Origin of the sequence: Mesorhizobium sp. M0037 (assembly GCF_040323635.1) — a bacterium.
Taxonomy (GTDB): Bacteria; Pseudomonadota; Alphaproteobacteria; order Rhizobiales; family Rhizobiaceae; genus Mesorhizobium.
This window is the reverse complement of record NZ_JAMYVB010000004.1, coordinates 196,466-213,301: the sequence shown is the minus strand read 5'-3', so window position 1 is coordinate 213,301 and position 16,836 is coordinate 196,466. Positions and strand designations below refer to the sequence as shown.

Sequence of the window (16,836 nt, the reverse complement as noted above, 5' to 3'; positions counted from 1 at the left end):
GGAAATGCGTCGCGGCGGTGGTTTGCCGGCAGGATTGATCGCGATCTGCGAGCTGCCGGGCGCAAGCCGCGTCGCAGGTTGGGGTGCGCCCCCATCACTCACCCGCTCCGTGCTGGTAAAGCTCGTCCATGCTGAGCATTGCCAGGGTTGCGAAGGGGGCCTGTTTTTTCACCCGACCGCGGCTCAAGATCACCACGTCGTCGCAGAACGATATGGTGCTGTAATGATGACTGATGACAATGGTGGTGCGGCGGCCGGCCCGCGATTTCAGCGTCTCGACAATAGCGGCTTCTGACAACCCATCCACCGCACTGGTGGCTTCGTCGAGGATGAGAATATCGGGATCGCGCACCAGCGCCCGCGCCAGGGCGATCCTTTGCCTTTGTCCGGCTGACAGGTTGATGCCCCGGTATCCGACCAGTGTCGCGTAGCCCTGCGGCAGGTGCTCGATGAATTGATGTGCCTCGGCCAGCCTTGCGGCGCGCATGGCGTCGCTGGCCGACGCCGTGTCGTAGCCGTAGATAATGTTTTCAAAAATGGTGCCATCGACCAGTTCCAGCTCCTGACTGGCCAGGGCAATGTTCCGCCGCCACTGGCTTGGGTCCACTTCATCGAGCGGTGCCCCATCGACGAGGATCCTGCCGCTGTCGGGTTTGACGAAGCGGCACAGGAGATTGACGATCGTCGTCTTGCCGGCGCCCGAGCGGCCGATCAGCGCCGTCGAGCGGCCGCTGCGGATATCGAACACCGCCTTATGCAGCACCGCCTCGCGCGCGTCGGGGCCTGACAGGGGACCGGAATAGGCGAAGCTCACATCATCGAAGCTGATCCCTTGGCGCAAGCCGTCGAACGGCAGGCTGCCCTGCGGCGCCTCGGGCTTGTCGGAAGGATCGAGCAGCCATTGTACCTCCTCCAGCGAGCCGCTCATGCCTTGCAACTGACTCCAGGACATCTGCAAGGCCCGCATATGCGGCTGCAGTCGGTAGAGCAGGATGAGGAAGGCGACGGTCAGCGGGAAGCTTACATTCGCCAGCCAGGCTCCGATCACCACCGCCAGGAACAGCATTGCGTGCAATACCTCGGTCAGTGGCGGCAAGACGCCCTGGCGGATTGAAAGCACGAAAGCCGCCCGCCGCACCCCGTCGGACGCTTTGGCGAAGACCGCCTTTTCGCGGTTCTCCTGCCCGAAGATGCGAATCAGGCGCCCGGCATGCACCAGATGCAGCATCTGCGACGCCAGTGCGCTGTTGCGCGAGACGACGCTGCGGCTCGGCGCCTTCAGATTGGACGACAAAACCCCGTGCGCCACCTGGACAAGCGCCAGCCCTAGAGTCACCAGCAGCGTCATCTGCCAAGAGAGGAGCAGGAGGAAGGCGAGCAGGATGACGGCGGCCGAGGCACTGACGATCGCGCCGAGCAGGGCCTGGATAGCGTCGGATGCTCGCCAGGATTCGTTGGAGATGATGTTGAGCAGCCGCCCGGGGCTTTGCTGCAGGAAAAAGGGGTAGCCGACCCTGAGCAACTGCTCCGACAGTGCGCTACGGATCGAATAACCTGCCTTGCCGTAGATGTAGCTGGTCAGCAGAGTGTTGGCGAAGGCAAAGACATTTTTCAGTACGATCGAACCGAGGATCGCGGCCGAAATGGCGATCAGCCGCTGGCGCTCGCCGAGGTCCGCTCCAACCTGCTGGAGGAGGGCGGAGAAACCGGCCATGCCTGATGTTTCGCCACGTCCCATAATGATGCCAAGCAGCGGAATGATGAGACCGATGCCGAGGCCTTCCAGCGCGGCGCCCGCAAGCCCGAGCCCCACCACGACGGGAACGAGCCGCAACAGCCTGCCACCAAGCGCGCGGCGCAGCATTGGCAGGGCTGACGGAATCAGTGACATTATCGCGCTCTGGCCTCCGCATTGGCTTCGCTGGCTTGTCGGTCGTGGCGCAGCGGCAGCCGTTTTGGCCATCCCATCATGACGAGCAGCGCAAATCTGGCGGCACCTGCCAGATTCATAACGACAATAGGCCAGTGCGACAGATCGAGGTCGCGGTCAAAGCGAGGACGGCCCGCCAGTTCCCTGAACGCGGCCCGCGCAGACCAATAGACATGGCGAAGCAGCCAAGGGGCGTGGCGGACATGTTTCAGGCACAGCGCACCATTACCGAGGCTATAGTCGCGGTGCAGCCTGTCGATCGACTTGCGGTCTCGCCGGCCGTGATGATGCAAGACCGTCATGTCGGGCACGTACTCGACCGGCATGCCGAGCAGCATCGCCCGCACGAGATAATCAGTATCTTCAGCCGAGCGTAGCGGGCCGCCAGCGCCGAAGCGTTCGTCGAACGAGCCGATGCGGGCCGCGACGTCGCGGTGCATGGTCATGTTGCAGCCGAGCACGAAGCCGCCGGGGTGGACCGCCGGGGTCAGCCGCTCGCTTGCCTCGCGGAGCTTTATGGTGAAGGGCAGGTCCCGGGCATCACCGAGCTCGACCCGGCCGCCGCGGATCAGCCACTTCTCGCCACTCCGGTAGTGCCGCTCCAGATCGCGGAGATAGTCGCGGTCGAGCTTGCAGTCGTCGTCGACGAAGACCAGCACGCGGCCTCGCGCTCGCGCCAATCCGGCATTGCGGGCAGCGGCTAGTCCGGGGCGAGTCTCCGAGACGGCTGTGACTGGGATGTCGGAAGTTTCGGCGATAGCGGCCAGCCGCTTTGACGTGCCGTCCCGTGAACCATTATCGACCACCACCAACTCTGCCGCGAAGGTGGCGTGCACCCGGCATGCGGCCTGGATCGAGGCTATGCAAGCCTCCAGCACAGCGGCGCGGTCGCGCGTGCAGACGATGAAACTGACCTCGAGCGACGGCCGCTCCGATCGGGGAGATGTCGGGACAGGTGCACTCGCAAACTGGTGATCGCGCAGGAGCGGGTGGGGCCTGTCGGTCATACCAGTCCCCGCTGATAACGCGCAAGCACCGCTTCGGCCGGCGTGGTTTTGAAGAAGTACGCCACCGCGTCCGCCCGCTTTCCGGCCCTTATCGAGAGCAGGCTGAGCCAAGGCGCCCAGACGCCGGGACGCAGCGCATATTGTTCGCGGCGCCGGATGAAATTCCATCTCGCCGTCCGCGTGAGCAATTCGTGGGTCAGCGGCGGTTCTCCTTCGTCGCCGACGAGTTGGTAGAGGAAATAGAACAGGTTCAGCGCGCCTGCCTCGAAGCTTGGCCGTGTGTCGGTCGGCAGCTCGGAAATCCGCTCTTCGAGCGCACGGATGAAATCGGCTGCGCGCGAAACCGTGTCGAAAGAGACGGCCTCGCCGATGTCGCGCAGATCCGCTGTGGTTTCCGCAAGCCCCTCACGCTCGAGATTTTCGGCCACGATCCGCAAATGCGTCCTGCGCATTTCCTTGGCATGCCGCATGGTCACGCTTCCCGCGTGGATGCGATAGACGAGCAGGCTATCGGGCAATATGGTCGCCGGGAAACGGCCGGCAAGCCGTCTGAAGAGATCGAAATCCTCGGCATGCCTATATTTTGGATCGTAATAGAGATCGTTGTTCCCAATAACCTTCCTGTTATAGATCACCGTCGGATGTAAGAATATCGTAAAGAACATCGACAATATGTCGAGCCGGCCGAGCCGGAACACCGGGTCTAGCCTGCCTTTGGCGATACGGCCGTGAAGCAAGGTATCGACGCAGGCGCCGCAGAAGCCGAGATCGGGCCGCCGCTCGAACAGTGCGACCTGGCGCGAGAGGCGCCGGGGATAGGCGACATCGTCCGCATCCATTCGCGCAACAAGCTCGCCCTGGGCCAGTCGTAGCCCTTCATTGAGGGTGGCGACGAGGCCGCGGTTCTCACGCGAGATGACAGAAACGCGATTGTCTGCCCGGCGGTATCGTTCGAGAATCTCGAGCGAGTTGTCAGTCGATCCGTCATCGATAGCGATGACCTCCAGGCGATCGTAGTCTTGCCGCAGAATGCTCTCCAGCGCAGCGGTGAGATAAGGCCCGGCATTGTAGACCGGCAGCAGGACGGAGACGAGCGGCGCGGTGGTCATCTCTGCGCATCCGTTCGCCGGAGTTCGAGTGCGGCGCGGCCATCGGGGGATCCGCCGGGATAGGCGTCCGCCGCCCTGCCGAGCCAGCCGGCATCGCCAGAGCGTGCCTGGGAGCGGCGGCGCGCTACATAGGGGAAGCGGCGCTTGAGGCCGTTGAGCGGCTTTTCGAAAGCCGTCCACGAGATCGAAGCGACGGCGATCGTGGCGGCGCTCGCGACCAGGAAACGCCCTGGCCCCTGCTCCGAGACATTGAGCGGGATCCAGGGCTGTGACTTGACGGCGAGCGACAGAAGGATCGGATGGTAAAGATAGACGCCGTAGCTGATGCGGCCCAGTGACAGCAGCGGTGGCAGTTCGAAAACCCTGCCGAGGACGCCGCCAACGCCGGCTGAACAGGCGGCGACAACGGCCACCAGCGGCACTAGGGGCAGGATCTGCAGTAACGCCCAGCGGGCCCATTCCAGCATAGGATCGGCCGGCGCAGGGATAAGCCACTCAATCGCCAGGAAGACAGCCGCAAGGGCTGGCCAGCCTAGCCGCATCCATTGCGGCAGGCCGGCGCCTCTGGTCCGCCGGCAGGCAAGCAAAGCACCAAACGCCAGCGCGTCCATCGATGCTGGCGGCAGCAGGTCGCGCGCTAGCGCCGGGGTGGCGGTGATCGGCCAGTAGAAGCGATAGGCCAGCGACAACAGGATGACGCCGATAGTGATCGCTTCCACCCGCCGGCGGGGTGCGAGAAGCACGACCAGCGGCCAGGCGATATAGAACTGCTCCTCGATGCTCAGGCTCCAGAAATGGCAGAGTAGCCAGGGCGTCCATTCGTTGCGCAGCGCGTACCAAAAATTCGACAGGTAAAGCGCATGCCAGACGAGCGATCCACTGGACTGCTCCAGATCGGTCAGCCAGACGAACCCAAGCACGGCGAAATAGGGCGGGAATATGCGCAGCGCGCGCCTGATGTAGAAGGAACTCAATGCAGGGCCGGCTTTGAATTCGGCCGCGGCGCGCGCTTCGAGCAGCAGTCGTGTGATCAGGAAGCCGCTCAGCACAAAAAAAAGCCGCACCCCGATGTGGCCCCAAAAGGAGGACCCGTTGGGTGCAAGGAAATGGGAATAGAGAACCATCGTGACAGCGATGGCGCGCAGAGCGTCCAACTGATTGTCACGCGCGACCGCCATCAGCCATTTCCGCCGGTCTGAAATCTCCGATGAAGCCAGCGGCCCTGCATTCCGGGCCTCAGGTCGAGGCCTGCCAGCGTCGAGAGTGCGCCGACAACATCAAACCCGCGCCTTGTGCGCGGGGCAGCCTCGAAATCGGTGCTGGCCAGCGAAAAATTCAAGCTGATCAACTTGGCGGAATCCTCCACGGCGCACTTCCCAGTACCAATCCCCCAAGAAATGGTGCAACCGGGCAATGGTGCAGTGCAACACAAAATATCTATCGAGCTGTAATATTTGTGTGAGTTAGTGCTAAAAATGGGTATGATTTGCGAGTGCGTTGCGTCGCTGAGGGTTTTTCACGTCCGCAATGCTGCATGAGCAGTAGTACCATGTCAGAAAGGCACGGTTTAATTACACAACTATAATCCGGAGTGTCTGATATAGGTCAAAATTGACGAAGATTATTCTAAGATAGTGGTTTTGTATCTTATAAATTATGCTTGTATTGTCGGGTTCTCTAGGCTGTCGATCTTGCGCGATGCAGCATAGTCGATGGTCAAGCGTCTGACGACGCAATCCTGTGGCGGCGGCCATATGGCGCATGTCGACGAGGCAGACAGGAAGTGCCGGTGTTGGCGTAGGGAGTGACGTGCATTAGCCTTGCACCTGCCGTCACGCTTGCGTCGGATGGAGAACTGGTGCCGCTTAGGTGACTCGAACACCTGACCCCATCATTACGAATGATGTGCTCTACCAACTGAGCTAAAGCGGCCCAGGAAGCGCGAAGCCTCCAGGATCGGCTGGGTGATAGACTCAACCGGCCGCTAATTCAAGATGGGCAACCGTGATTTCAAGGCTGGATCCGGCAATTCGTCCCGTCATTTTCCATTGGCGCGGAATAAGCCATCGCCTCGTTTGCTTTTTCGATTACGCGGAGACGTCGCGCCGGACTGCGCGCAAATCGCCCGGCAAGGCGGCAAACGGACTGATTTTATTGCTAAAAGGCATCGAAATGGGCGTTGAACAGGCCTGTAAGGCAGAATGCGGGCGCTCGCCCGTTGATTGATTGGTCGCCTGCGGCTAACGATCATGGCAATGTAAGCGAACGGACAGGGGAATTCGCTTGGACGCGATCGAAAAAGCGATCCGCAACGCCTTCGAGAAAGGCAACGCCGAGGACCGGGCATTTCGCGAGCGGGTCTATCGGTCGGCTTTCGCGGCGCTCGACCGCGTGCTCCAGGCCAATCCCGGCGTGACGGTGGAAGCCGCCATCAAGCGCCGTAAGGCGGTGCAGGAAAAGATCGCCGAGATCGAATCCGAATTCCTGCCCGCGGTCCCCGATGTCGCCGCGCAGACGCAGAGCGCTGCGCAGACACAAGATACCGCGCTGACGCAACGCGTTGCGCAGCCGCAAGACGCCGTACAGGGCGCCGCCGAAGCGCCCGCGGTCGATGCCCCGACAGGTGTCGCGGCCGGACCGTCGCCGGCGATCGTCGTTGATGAACCGGTTCAGCCCGAGGCATCCGACGCGCCGCGTTCGCGCGTGCTGCCGGTCGTCCCCGACATCATGCCTGACGCCACGCTGCCCGGCGCCCCGGCGATCGATATGGCCGATTCCGCGCCGGCCGAGGCCGCGGCGGAAGTGGCGCCTGACCGTGATGAAAGGCGGATAAGGGGCCGCCGCCTGCCGCTGACGGCGATCTTCTTTGGCGTGACGTTGCTCGCCGCCGCCGGCATCGGCCTCTATTTCGCCGTGCAGACCGGGGTCTTCAAGACGCCGGCGCAGCTCGACACGGCGCCGCCCGAAGCGCCGCCGACCGTCGACGATGACGACTTCACGCCGCCTGCCGATACAACTGAGCCGCAGCAGCCTGGTGTCGCCGAACAGACGCGCGACTGGATCAACGTGTTTACACCCACCGATCCAACGCATGTGGCGACCCCGTCCGACGCCAAGGCCGATGTCGTGCAGGACGACACCGGCTCCTTCCTGCGCATCCGCTCCGGTGCTTCCGGCTCGGCCATCAGCTTCGATGTCGGGCAGGGCGTGCTGGAGAAGCTTGCCGGCAAACATGCCGTGTTCGACATCGTCGCCCGCGCCGAGGACGGCAAGGACACGCAGATCTCCGTCGACTGCAATTTCGGCGATCTCGGCGACTGCGGCCGCAAGCGCTATGCGGTCGGCCAGCAGCGTAACGAATATCTGTTCGACGTGAAATTCCCCGACAAGCCCCCGGGCGCGGCCGGCAGCATCGCCATCAACTCCGACTTCGACAAGCAGGGCAAGGCGGTCGACATCTACGAGATCCGCGTTTCGATCGAACCGTAAGCGCCGCCTAGCGATCAAGCAGCGCCTGCAGCGTCTCGATGCGGTCGGCTTCGGCGGTCGGCTTGTCCCAGCGCAGCCGTGAGATGCGGGGAAATCGCATCGCAACGCCGGATTTGTGGCGGGTCGAACGGTTGAGACCTTCGAACGCCACCTCCAGCACCAGGCCTTGGCTGCGGTCGGCGCGCACCGAGCGCACCGGGCCGAAACGCTCGACCGTATTGTCGCGGACAAATTTGTCGATCTGCTTCAACTCCTCGTCGGTGAAGCCGAAATAGGCCTTGCCGACCGGCACCAATTCCTCCGCGCCTTCCGGCCCCGACCAGACGCCGAACGTATAGTCGGAATAAAAGCTCGACCGCTTGCCATGGCCGCGCTGCGCATACATCAGCACAGCATCGACCGTGTGCGGATCGCGCTTCCACTTGAACCACGGCCCTTTCGGCCGTCCCGCGAGATAGGGCGAATCCCAGCGCTTCAGCATCACGCCTTCGATAATCGGGTGCGGCGGCGCGCGGCGCAGTTCCTCCAGCGTTTGCCAATCCCGGAATTCGACGAATGGCGACAGATCGAAACGGTGCGGGTCCAGCGTTGTGATGAAGGCCTCAAGACGGGCCCGCCGCTCGCGGAAAGGTAGCGCGCGCAAATCTTCGCCGTTGATCTGCAGCGCATCGTAGCAGCGCATGAAGGCCGGGTATTGCTGCTGTATCTTCGGGGCCACGCTCTTGCGATTGAGCCGCTGTTGCAGGTCCGAAAACGTGCCGGTCGCCGCGGGCTCGCCGACCAGCAATTCGCCGTCGAGCGCGGCGGAAAAATTCATCGCCTGGGCGAGATCGGGGAATGCGCCGGACACATCGTCGCCGGTGCGCGAATAGAGCCGGCGCACGCCGCCCTCGCACACCGCCTGAACGCGGATGCCGTCCCATTTCCATTCCGCGGCATAGGCGGCCGGATCGAGCTTTTCGAGGTCGCCGTCGCCGACTGGGTTCGACAGCATCACCGGACTGAACAGGGCAAGTGCGGTCCGCTTCGGCTTCTCGGCCTTGCCTTCCAGCCACGCGAACAGCGAGATATAGGGCGGCGTCAGCCCGTGCCACAGCTCCTCGATCTCGGCGACATCGACCTTGCCGAAATCGGCCAGCGCCTGTTTGGCCAGCCGCGCCGAAACGCCGATGCGCAAGCCGCCGGTGACCAGCTTGATGATGGCAAAGCGCGCCGAAATGCCGGCGCTGTCGAGCAGCCCGGCCAGCACCTTGGGTCCGTCCGAGCGGCTCGCCGCCTGCAGCTTTGTCACGACGTCGCCAAGCGTCGGCTCCCGGTTGGGGATATGTCCCGGCGTTTGCGGCCAGACCAGCGACACGGTTTCAGCGAGGTCGCCGACATAGTCGTAGGAATAGCCGAACAGCACCGGATCCATGCGCTCGGTGACCAGCGTGCGCAGCATCGCCGGCTTGACCGCCGCAATGTTGAGGTCGCCGGTGATCGCCGCCAGCGCCAGCCCGCGGTCGGGGTCCTCGACGCTGCGGAAATAGTCGACGAGCAGCGTCAGCTTGCCATTGCGCGACGGCGTCAGCACCAAGCGGTCGAGGAGTTCGGCAAAGCGGTTCATGGATGCAAGGACCGCGTTGACGGCAGAGGTTTGCGCTCTGGCACACCCCCCTCTGTCCTGCTGGACATCTCCCCCGCAAGGGGGGAGATTGGCAGCCTTGATCTTGCCGCCCATCTTGCGAGGTTGGCGATTGGCGAAAGCGGAGGTGACATCTGATCTCCCCCCTTGCGGGGGAGATGGCCGGCAGGCCAGAGGGGGGTGGGAAGGATCGCCGCGCCGGCGATTTCTGGATCAAAAATCACCATCAATCGCCCTCGTCCTCATAGCCCACAAGGTGCAGTGGCCTGGCGGCGATGCCTTCCAGCTCGCACCAGCGCACCAGCGCTTCCTCGCGGCCATGCGTCACCCAGATTTCGCCGGCGCCCGTCTCCTTGACGGTGGCGGTCAGTTCGTCCCAGTCGGCGTGGTCGGAAATGATCAGCGGCAGTTCGACGCCGCCTTGCTTGGCGCGCTGGCGGATGCGCATCCAGCCCGAGGCGAAGCACGAGATCGGGTCGGGAAAGCGCCGCGCCCAGCGGTCGGCGAAGGCCGATGGAGGGCCGACAACGATGACCCCAGTGAAATCCTGCTTGCCGCCGCTGTCGACGGTTGCCGGCTCCAGCGTGCCGAGGTCGATGCCCTGGCTCTGGTAATATTCGCTGAGCTTGGCCAGCGCGCCGTGGATATAGATCGGCCTGTCATAACCGGCATCGCGCAGCAGCCGCATCACCCGCTGTGCCTTGCCCAGCGCATAGGCGCCGACCAGATGCGATCGCTCGGGAAACTGCGCCGCCGATTTGAGCAGCCGGGCGATCTCCTCCGTGTCGGGCGGATGGTGAAACACCGGCAGGCCGAAGGTCGCCTCGGTGATGAAGACGTCGCATTGGACCGGTTCGAACGGTGCGCAGGTCGCGTCCTTCTGGCGCTTGTAGTCGCCGGAGGCGACGATGCGCCTGCCCTTGTGCTCGACCGCGATCTGCGCCGAGCCCAGCACATGGCCGGCCGGATGGAAGGTGACGCTGACATCGTTCAGCGCCATAGCTTCGCCAAGCACGGCCGCTTGCGTTGTCCCGGCAAAATCCTCGCCATAACGCAACCCCATAATGTCGAGCGTCTGCTGCGTCGCCAGCACCGAACGATGGCCGGATCGGGCATGGTCGGAATGGCCATGCGTGATCAACGCCCGGTTGACTGGCCGCACCGGGTCGATGAAGAAATCGCCGCATGGGCAATAAAGGCCTTCAGGCCGGGGATGGAGCAGGTCGCTGGCGCGCATCCAGTCAAGATAGTGGCTAATTCCAGCGCGGGAAGCCTGTTGCAAGAGACTGCTGACTCGGCCTACAGCCAGCCACCGGCCGCATCAGCCGGCGGGGCCATCGCCATGCAACCGCTGAAAATCTTGTCCGGCGACCTGACCGCCGACCGTCGCGCCGACTATGCCGAGATGCTTTTCGGCTCGGGCGAGCACGCGGCAGCGGCGGAGCTGCTGCTCGGCGCGCTGGAACTGGCGCCGCAATGGGCGGCGGGCTGGTTCCGCCTGGGCGAGATGCAGGAGGCAACGGGGCTGCTCGACCTGGCGACGCAGGCCTGGGCGACGGCGCTGAAACTGGACCCGGCGGATCGCCTGGGTGCTGCGCTGAAGCTGCAGCTGATCGGCAAGGCGCCGGCTGCCGCAGCGCCACCCAGCGCCTTCGTCGAGACGCTGTTCGACCACTATGCCGAGACTTTCGAGGACTCGCTGGTCGACAAGCTCGGCTACCGGCTGCCGGAGTTTCTCGATCGCGCCATTCGCGCGGCAAGACCGGGCCGCTTTTCGCTGGCGCTCGACCTTGGTTGCGGCACCGGTCTGATGGGCGAGAAACTGCGGCCGGTCGCCGAACGGCTGGAGGGCTACGACATCTCCACCGCCATGCTGAAAAAGGCCCGCGCCAAAGGCGTCTACGATCTGCTCGCCAAGGCCGATCTGCAGCATTTCGCCTATGCCGGACCGAAAGCCGATCTGGTGGTGGCGGCCGACGTGTTCATCTACGTCGGCGCGCTCGATCGCGTGATGAAGACCGTCGCGGGCATTCTGGCCACCAATGGCCTGTTTGCCTTTTCCGTCGAAAAGCCAGCCAAGGGCGGGGCGGGCGGCGACGCCGGTTTCGCGCTGCAGCCGTCTCGTCGCTACGCCCATTCTCAAGCCTATGTCGAGCGGGTGCTTGCCGCAAACGGCCTGTCGGTGCTGTCGATGCAGCCGACCGTCATCCGCTGGGATCGCCGCCAGCCGGTCGACGGGCTTGCCGCGCTGGCGGTGCCTTCGTCCAAGGGTTGATGTCTCGTCTTGTTCGAAAACGTGAATAGGATTTTTGCGGCTGGCGCGGCATCAGGTAGGATACAAGCCGGGAAAAGCCCTCGGCAGGCATTGAGGAGGAACACATGCGCTGGAACATGATGGTCTTGGTGTCTTGCCTGGCAATGACCGGCTGCATGGGCAGTTCGATGTCGGAGCGGCAGGACCAGGACGTGCAATCGTCGCTGCAATATGACAACGTGCCTTGCGACCAGTTGCTGGCGCAGCGCAACGAACTGGCGCAGCAATACCATCTATCGACGGACGCCAAGCCGAGCTTCTCCAATCCAGCGATGGGCTTCGGCCCGTTCACGCCGGATATGCGCTCCAAAAGCAAGCGCGATACTGATCTGGCAAGTGGCAAGATCGACGCCATGAACCGCTCGATCGTCCGCCGCGACTGCGGCAAGCCCAACAAGCAGAAGAAGTTCACCCTGCCGAGCTGAACCTGAACTTCCTCAGTACCCCGCCTTGCGGTCGACCACGTTATCAAGCTTTTCGCCGCGCTCGAAGGCATCCATCTGCCGCAACATGCTCGGCGCCAGGTGGACAGGGTCGGAGGTCGCCGCCGCGTGCGGCGTCACGAACACTTTCGGGTGACTCCAAAGCGGACTGGTCTTCGGCAGCGGCTCGACCTCGAACACGTCGAGGCTCGCCTCCTTCAGCGTGCCGTCGTCCAGCGCTCGCAAGATGTCGGCGTCCTTCTGCAGCCGGCCGCGCCCGGCATTGATCAGCACCGAGCCGCCGAGGCCGTTTCGCTTGCGCAATTCCTTCAGCACGCCGTAATTGATGATGCCGTGCGTGTCCGGCGTCAGCGGCAACAGCACCACCAGTATGTCGGTGGCGTTGAGGAAGGGGATCAGCCCGGCCTCTCCGGCATAGGTCGCAACGCCTTTCATGGCCTTGTCGCTGCGCGACCAGCCATTTACGGCAAAGCCGAGCGACAACAGCACCGACGCCGCGGCGCGGCCGAGATTGCCGAGCCCCATAATGCCGACCGAGATGTCACCGGCCGGCCGCTGCGGCGGTTCGTGCCAGGTCTTCTTCGGCTGCTGCGCACGATAGAGCATGCCCTGGCGGTGATGGTCGAGCACGCGCCAGACGACATATTCGGTCATGTACTGCGTCAGGTTGTCAGCGACCACTTTGACGATCGGCACATCGGGCAGGCCGGGATCGGCGAAGATATGGTCGACGCCGGCCCCGATCGAGAAGATTGCGCGTAGATTCGGCAGCGATTTCAAGAGGTTCGGCTTCTGCTTCCACACCACCGCATAGGTGATCGACGGGTCAGAGGCGCCGTCCGGCTCCAGCACCACTTCGCGCTCGGCCGACAGCAGCTCGCGCCAGCGCTGCGGATGAAAGCCGGTGACGGCAAGCAGGATTTTGCCTTTTTCCATTTGCGGATTGTATTCCCTGTTATTCGCTGACGATACCGACTGGCGCCGTCTCGATCTTGAACGCGGCCGAGATCAGCGCCTTCGTATAGTCGGTCTGCGGGCGCTCGAAAATCTGTTCGGAAGGGCCGGCTTCGACGATCTTGCCATTGCGCATGACGATGACGTCATTGGCAAGGGCGCGAATGACTTTCAGATCGTGGCTGATGAACAGATAGGCAAGGTCGTGCTTGGCCTGCAGATTGCGCAAGAGGTCGACCACCTGTGCCTGCACGCTCATGTCGAGCGCCGAGGTCGGTTCGTCCAGCATGACGAAGCGCGGATTGAGCACCATGGCGCGCGCAATGGCGACGCGCTGGCGCTGGCCGCCGGAGAATTCATGCGGATAGCGGTTCCTGGTCGCCGGATCGAGCCCGACCTCCTTCAGCACGGCGACGACCTTGTCGTCGCGTTGGTCGGGCGACAGCTTCGGCTCGTGGATCTTCAAGCCTTCCTCGATGATCTCCGAGACCGACATACGCGGGCTGAGCGAGCCGAACGGGTCCTGGAAAACGATCTGCAACTCGCGGCGCAGCGGCCGCATGGCGTTGAAGGAAAGCTGGTTGATGTCGCTGCCATTGAACTGGATGGTGCCGGTCGATGAGATCATCCGCGCCAGCGCCAGCCCGAGCGTCGTCTTGCCGGAGCCGGATTCGCCGACGACGCCTAGCGTCTGGCCGGCGCGTACGGTGACGTCGATTCCGTCAACAGCCTTCACATTGTCGACGGTGGTGCGAAAGAAACCCTTTTTGATCGGGAACCAAACCTTGATGTCCTTGCCGGTCATAACCGGTTTGGCGGCGTCGTTGGCGGCCGGCGGCTTGCCCTTCGGCTCGGCGGCCAGGAGGTGCTTGGTATAAGCGTGCTGCGGGTTGGCGAAGATGTCCCTGGTCGGCCCGGTCTCGACGATCTTGCCTTTGGTCATCACGCAGACGCGGTCGGCGATCTTTCTGACAATGCCGAGATCATGGGTGATGAACAGCATTGACATGCCCTTGCGGCTCTTCAGCCCCGCCAGCAATTCGAGGATCTGCGCCTGGACAGTGACGTCGAGCGCCGTCGTCGGCTCGTCGGCGATCAGCAGTTCAGGCTCGTTGGCCAGCGCCATGGCGATCATGACGCGCTGGCGTTGGCCGCCGGACAGCTGGTGCGGATAGGCGTCGAGCCGCTTTTCCGGTTCGCGAATGCCGACCTCGTTGAGCAGCGCCAGCGTGCGCGCCTTGGCCTGGCGGTCGCCCATGCCCTGATGCAGCGCCAGGATCTCGACGATCTGCTGCTCGATCGTGTGCAGCGGATTGAGCGAGGTCATCGGCTCCTGGAAGATCATGGTGATCTTGTTGCCGCGCACGCTGCGCAACTGCTTTTCGTTCATCGCCAAAAGGTCGGCGCCCTGGAACAGGATCTTGCCCGAGGGATGGCTGGCCGTCGGGTAGGGCAGAAGCTTCAGCACCGACAGCGCCGAGACCGATTTGCCGGAACCGGATTCGCCCACAAGCGCCACCGTCTCGCCCTTGGCGAGATCGAAGGAGATGTGGTCGACGGCGGTCGACTCGTTGCCGCCTTGGGTGAAGGCAACGCTGAGATCGCGGACGGAGAGCAGGAGTTCGCTGCTCATCGGAACGCCTTGCGCGGGTCGAAAGCATCGCGCGTTGCTTCACCGATGAACACCAACAGCGACAGCATCAGCGAGATGACGATGAAGCCCGATATACCGAGCCAGGGGGCATTGAGGTTACTCTGCGCCTGTTTTAGCAGTTCGCCGAGCGACGCGGTGCCGGGCGGCAGGCCGAAGCCGAGATAGTCGAGCGAGGTCAGTGTCGAGATCGAGGCGCTGACCAGAAAAGGCATGAAGGTCAGCGTCGCCACCATGGCATTGGGCAGAAGATGGCGCAGCATGATGGTGCGGTTGGACACACCAAGCGCGCGGGCCGCGTTGACATATTCGAAGTTGCGCGCGCGCAGGAATTCGGCGCGCACCACGCTGACAAGCGACGTCCAGGAGAAGAGCAGCATCAGCCCGAGCAGGATGAAGAAGCCCGGCGGCAGGATGGCAGCGACGATCAGCAGCAGATACAGCAGCGGTATCGCCGACCAGATTTCTATGAAGCGTTGAAAGAGAAGGTCGGTCCAGCCGCCGAAATACCCTTGCAGCGCGCCGGCGGCGACGCCGATAACCGACGAACCCGCGGTCAGGATCAACCCGAACAGCACGGAAATCCTGAACCCGTAGATGATGCGCGCCAGCACGTCGCGCGCCTGGTCGTCGGTACCCAGCCAGTTCCAGTTGCCGACAATGCAGTCAGGATCGGCAGCGCCTTGCGGATATTGGCTGCATCGCCTCTGCGCGTCGTATTCCCATGACGGTTTTGCGGGAGCGGCGTCGGGGATCGCATTGTTGACGGTGCGGTAGGAATAGCGGATTGGCGGCCAGATCATCCAGCCATTGGCGTTGATCTCGTCGCGGATGACCGGGTCGCGATAGTCGGTGACGGCGTAGAAGCCGCCGAATTTTTCCTCGGGGTAGGCGACCGCCACCGGGAACAGGATCTCGCCTTTGTAGTAGGCGACGATCGGTCTGTCGTTGGCGATCAGTTCGGCAAACAGCGACAGCACGAACAGAGCGAGGAATATCCACAACGACCAGTAGCCGCGCCTGTTGGCCTTGAAGTTCTGCCAGCGCCGCTTGTTGAGCGGCGACAGCCAGGGGCGGGCGATCCTTGTCGGTGTGATCTCGGCTGCAGCCTGCGTCATCAGACGTCTCTCCGCTCGAAATCGATGCGCGGATCGACCCATGTGTAGATCAGGTCGGACAACAGCGTCACGAACAGGCCAAGTAGCGAAAATATATAGAGGTTGGCGAACACGACCGGATAGTCGCGCGCCAACACGGACCTGAAACCGAGCAGCCCGAGACCGTCGAGGGAAAAGATGTTCTCGATCAAAAGCGAGCCGGTGAAAAAGGCCGAGATGAAGGCCGCTGGAAAGCCGGCAATGACGATCAGCATTGCGTTGCGGAACACATGTCCGTAAAGCACCCGCCGCTCCGACAGGCCCTTGGCACGGGCCGTCACCACATACTGTTTGCGTATCTCTTCCAGGAAGGAGTTCTTGGTCAGCAGCGTCGTCGTCGCGAAGGCCGACAGCACCAGCGCCGTCAGCGGCAAGGTCATGTGCCAGAAATAATCGACGATCTTGTCAGGCCACGACAATTGGTCCCAATTGTCGGAGACGATGCCGCGCAGTGGGAACCAGTCCCAGAACGAGCCGCCGGCGAAAAGCACCATCAGCAATATGCCGAACAGGAAGGCCGGTATGGCATAGCCGACGATGATCACGCCGCTGGTCCAGATGTCGAAGGCGGAGCCGTCCTTGACCGCTTTGCGGATGCCAAGGGGAATCGAGATCAGATAGGAGAGCAGCGTGATCCACAGCCCGAGCGAGATTGAAACCGGCATCTTTTCCAGGATCAGGTTGAGTACCGAAATGTCACGGAAATAGCTGTCGCCGAAATCGAAGCGCGCGTAGTTCCACAGCATCATGCCGAAGCGTTCGAGAGGCGGTTTGTCGAAGCCGAACTGCTTTTCCAGCTTCTTGATGAATTCAGGATCGAGCCCTTGCGCGCCGCGGTACTTCGAACCGACATCGCCGGCCACATCGAAATTGCCGCCACCTCCTGCATCGCCGCCGCCACTGCCGAGCCGATCGTTGCCGCCCTGGTTGGTCAGGCTGGCAATGACCTGCTCGACCGGTCCACCCGGTGCGAATTGAGTGACGACGAAAGCAACCGCCATGATGCCGAACAGGGTCGGTATCATCAGCAGGATACGGCGCAGTATGTAGGCGCCCATCAGCTTTCACCCTCCCCCTTGTGGGGAGGGTCGATCCGCGAAGCGGAGCGGGGTGGGGGTAGTCTCGATCCGGCGTACGCCGTCACACCGCCACCCCGGT

The 16,836-nt window shown here is 63.0% G+C and carries 13 protein-coding genes and 1 tRNA gene; 3 read left to right on the top strand and 11 right to left on the bottom strand.

The window, feature by feature from the left end:
* Positions 1-94: 94 nt before the first annotated feature.
* The 5 genes from NKJ78_RS09540 to NKJ78_RS09520 form a co-directional block, all read right to left on the bottom strand.
* Positions 95-1,891: an ABC transporter ATP-binding protein gene (locus NKJ78_RS09540; protein ID WP_352459229.1), complete on the bottom strand. Its 1,797-nt coding sequence runs from the start codon at positions 1,889-1,891 to the stop codon at positions 95-97.
* The gene (locus NKJ78_RS09535; protein WP_023738159.1) at positions 1,891-2,937 is read right to left on the bottom strand and encodes a glycosyltransferase family 2 protein; all 1,047 of its coding nucleotides are present in this window, start codon (positions 2,935-2,937) and stop codon (positions 1,891-1,893) included. Before NKJ78_RS09535 ends, NKJ78_RS09540 begins: the two co-directional genes overlap by 1 nt.
* Positions 2,934-4,046, bottom strand: a complete 1,113-nt coding sequence (locus tag NKJ78_RS09530; protein ID WP_023682047.1) for a glycosyltransferase family 2 protein — start codon at positions 4,044-4,046, stop codon at positions 2,934-2,936. The genes NKJ78_RS09535 and NKJ78_RS09530 overlap by 4 nt, the downstream gene beginning before the upstream one ends.
* A complete protein-coding gene (locus NKJ78_RS09525) occupies positions 4,043-5,224 on the bottom strand; it encodes an acyltransferase family protein (RefSeq protein ID WP_023738160.1) in 1,182 nt (393 codons plus the stop codon). Before NKJ78_RS09525 ends, NKJ78_RS09530 begins: the two co-directional genes overlap by 4 nt.
* A 678-nt stretch (positions 5,225-5,902) precedes the next feature.
* Positions 5,903-5,978: transfer RNA gene (locus NKJ78_RS09520), tRNA-Thr, on the bottom strand.
* Positions 5,979-6,329: 351 nt separating this feature from the next.
* Between NKJ78_RS09520 and NKJ78_RS09515 the strand changes: the two genes are divergently transcribed.
* Entirely contained in the window at positions 6,330-7,535 is a 1,206-nt protein-coding gene (locus tag NKJ78_RS09515) for a hypothetical protein (RefSeq protein WP_023738161.1), read from the top strand.
* 7 nt (positions 7,536-7,542) lie between these two features.
* On the opposite strand, the gene NKJ78_RS09510 is transcribed toward NKJ78_RS09515, so the two are convergent.
* Together NKJ78_RS09510 and NKJ78_RS09505 are read right to left on the bottom strand one after the other, a co-directional pair.
* Positions 7,543-9,141 (bottom strand): cisplatin damage response ATP-dependent DNA ligase, encoded by a 1,599-nt coding sequence (locus NKJ78_RS09510; protein WP_023738162.1) that lies wholly within the window; start codon positions 9,139-9,141, stop codon positions 7,543-7,545.
* 244 nt (positions 9,142-9,385) lie between these two features.
* Positions 9,386-10,396, bottom strand: coding sequence for a ligase-associated DNA damage response exonuclease (locus NKJ78_RS09505; RefSeq protein WP_023712591.1), 1,011 nt, complete (start codon positions 10,394-10,396; stop codon positions 9,386-9,388).
* Positions 10,397-10,501: 105 nt separating this feature from the next.
* On the opposite strand from NKJ78_RS09505, the gene NKJ78_RS09500 reads away from it, so the two are divergent.
* Positions 10,502-11,434, top strand: coding sequence for a class I SAM-dependent DNA methyltransferase (locus NKJ78_RS09500; protein ID WP_023669504.1), 933 nt, complete (start codon positions 10,502-10,504; stop codon positions 11,432-11,434).
* Between the two features lie 104 nt (positions 11,435-11,538).
* Positions 11,539-11,898 (top strand): hypothetical protein, encoded by a 360-nt coding sequence (locus tag NKJ78_RS09495; RefSeq protein WP_023669505.1) that lies wholly within the window; start codon positions 11,539-11,541, stop codon positions 11,896-11,898.
* Between the two features lie 12 nt (positions 11,899-11,910).
* Here NKJ78_RS09495 and NKJ78_RS09490 read toward each other — a convergent pair whose 3' ends face one another.
* The 4 genes from NKJ78_RS09490 to NKJ78_RS09475 are packed head-to-tail and all read right to left on the bottom strand — an operon-like array spanning position 11,911 to position 16,736.
* A complete protein-coding gene (locus NKJ78_RS09490) occupies positions 11,911-12,852 on the bottom strand; it encodes a 2-hydroxyacid dehydrogenase (RefSeq protein ID WP_023669506.1) in 942 nt (313 codons plus the stop codon).
* A 19-nt stretch (positions 12,853-12,871) separates the two neighbouring features.
* Positions 12,872-14,503: an ABC transporter ATP-binding protein gene (locus NKJ78_RS09485; RefSeq protein ID WP_023826839.1), complete on the bottom strand. Its 1,632-nt coding sequence runs from the start codon at positions 14,501-14,503 to the stop codon at positions 12,872-12,874.
* Positions 14,500-15,639 carry an ABC transporter permease gene (locus NKJ78_RS09480; RefSeq protein ID WP_023682037.1) on the bottom strand — a complete coding sequence of 380 codons (1,140 nt, stop codon included), beginning with the start codon at positions 15,637-15,639 and terminating at the stop codon, positions 14,500-14,502. The genes NKJ78_RS09485 and NKJ78_RS09480 overlap by 4 nt, the downstream gene beginning before the upstream one ends.
* A complete protein-coding gene (locus NKJ78_RS09475) occupies positions 15,639-16,736 on the bottom strand; it encodes a microcin C ABC transporter permease YejB (protein ID WP_023688770.1) in 1,098 nt (365 codons plus the stop codon). The genes NKJ78_RS09480 and NKJ78_RS09475 overlap by 1 nt, the downstream gene beginning before the upstream one ends.
* Positions 16,737-16,836 lie beyond the last annotated feature (100 nt).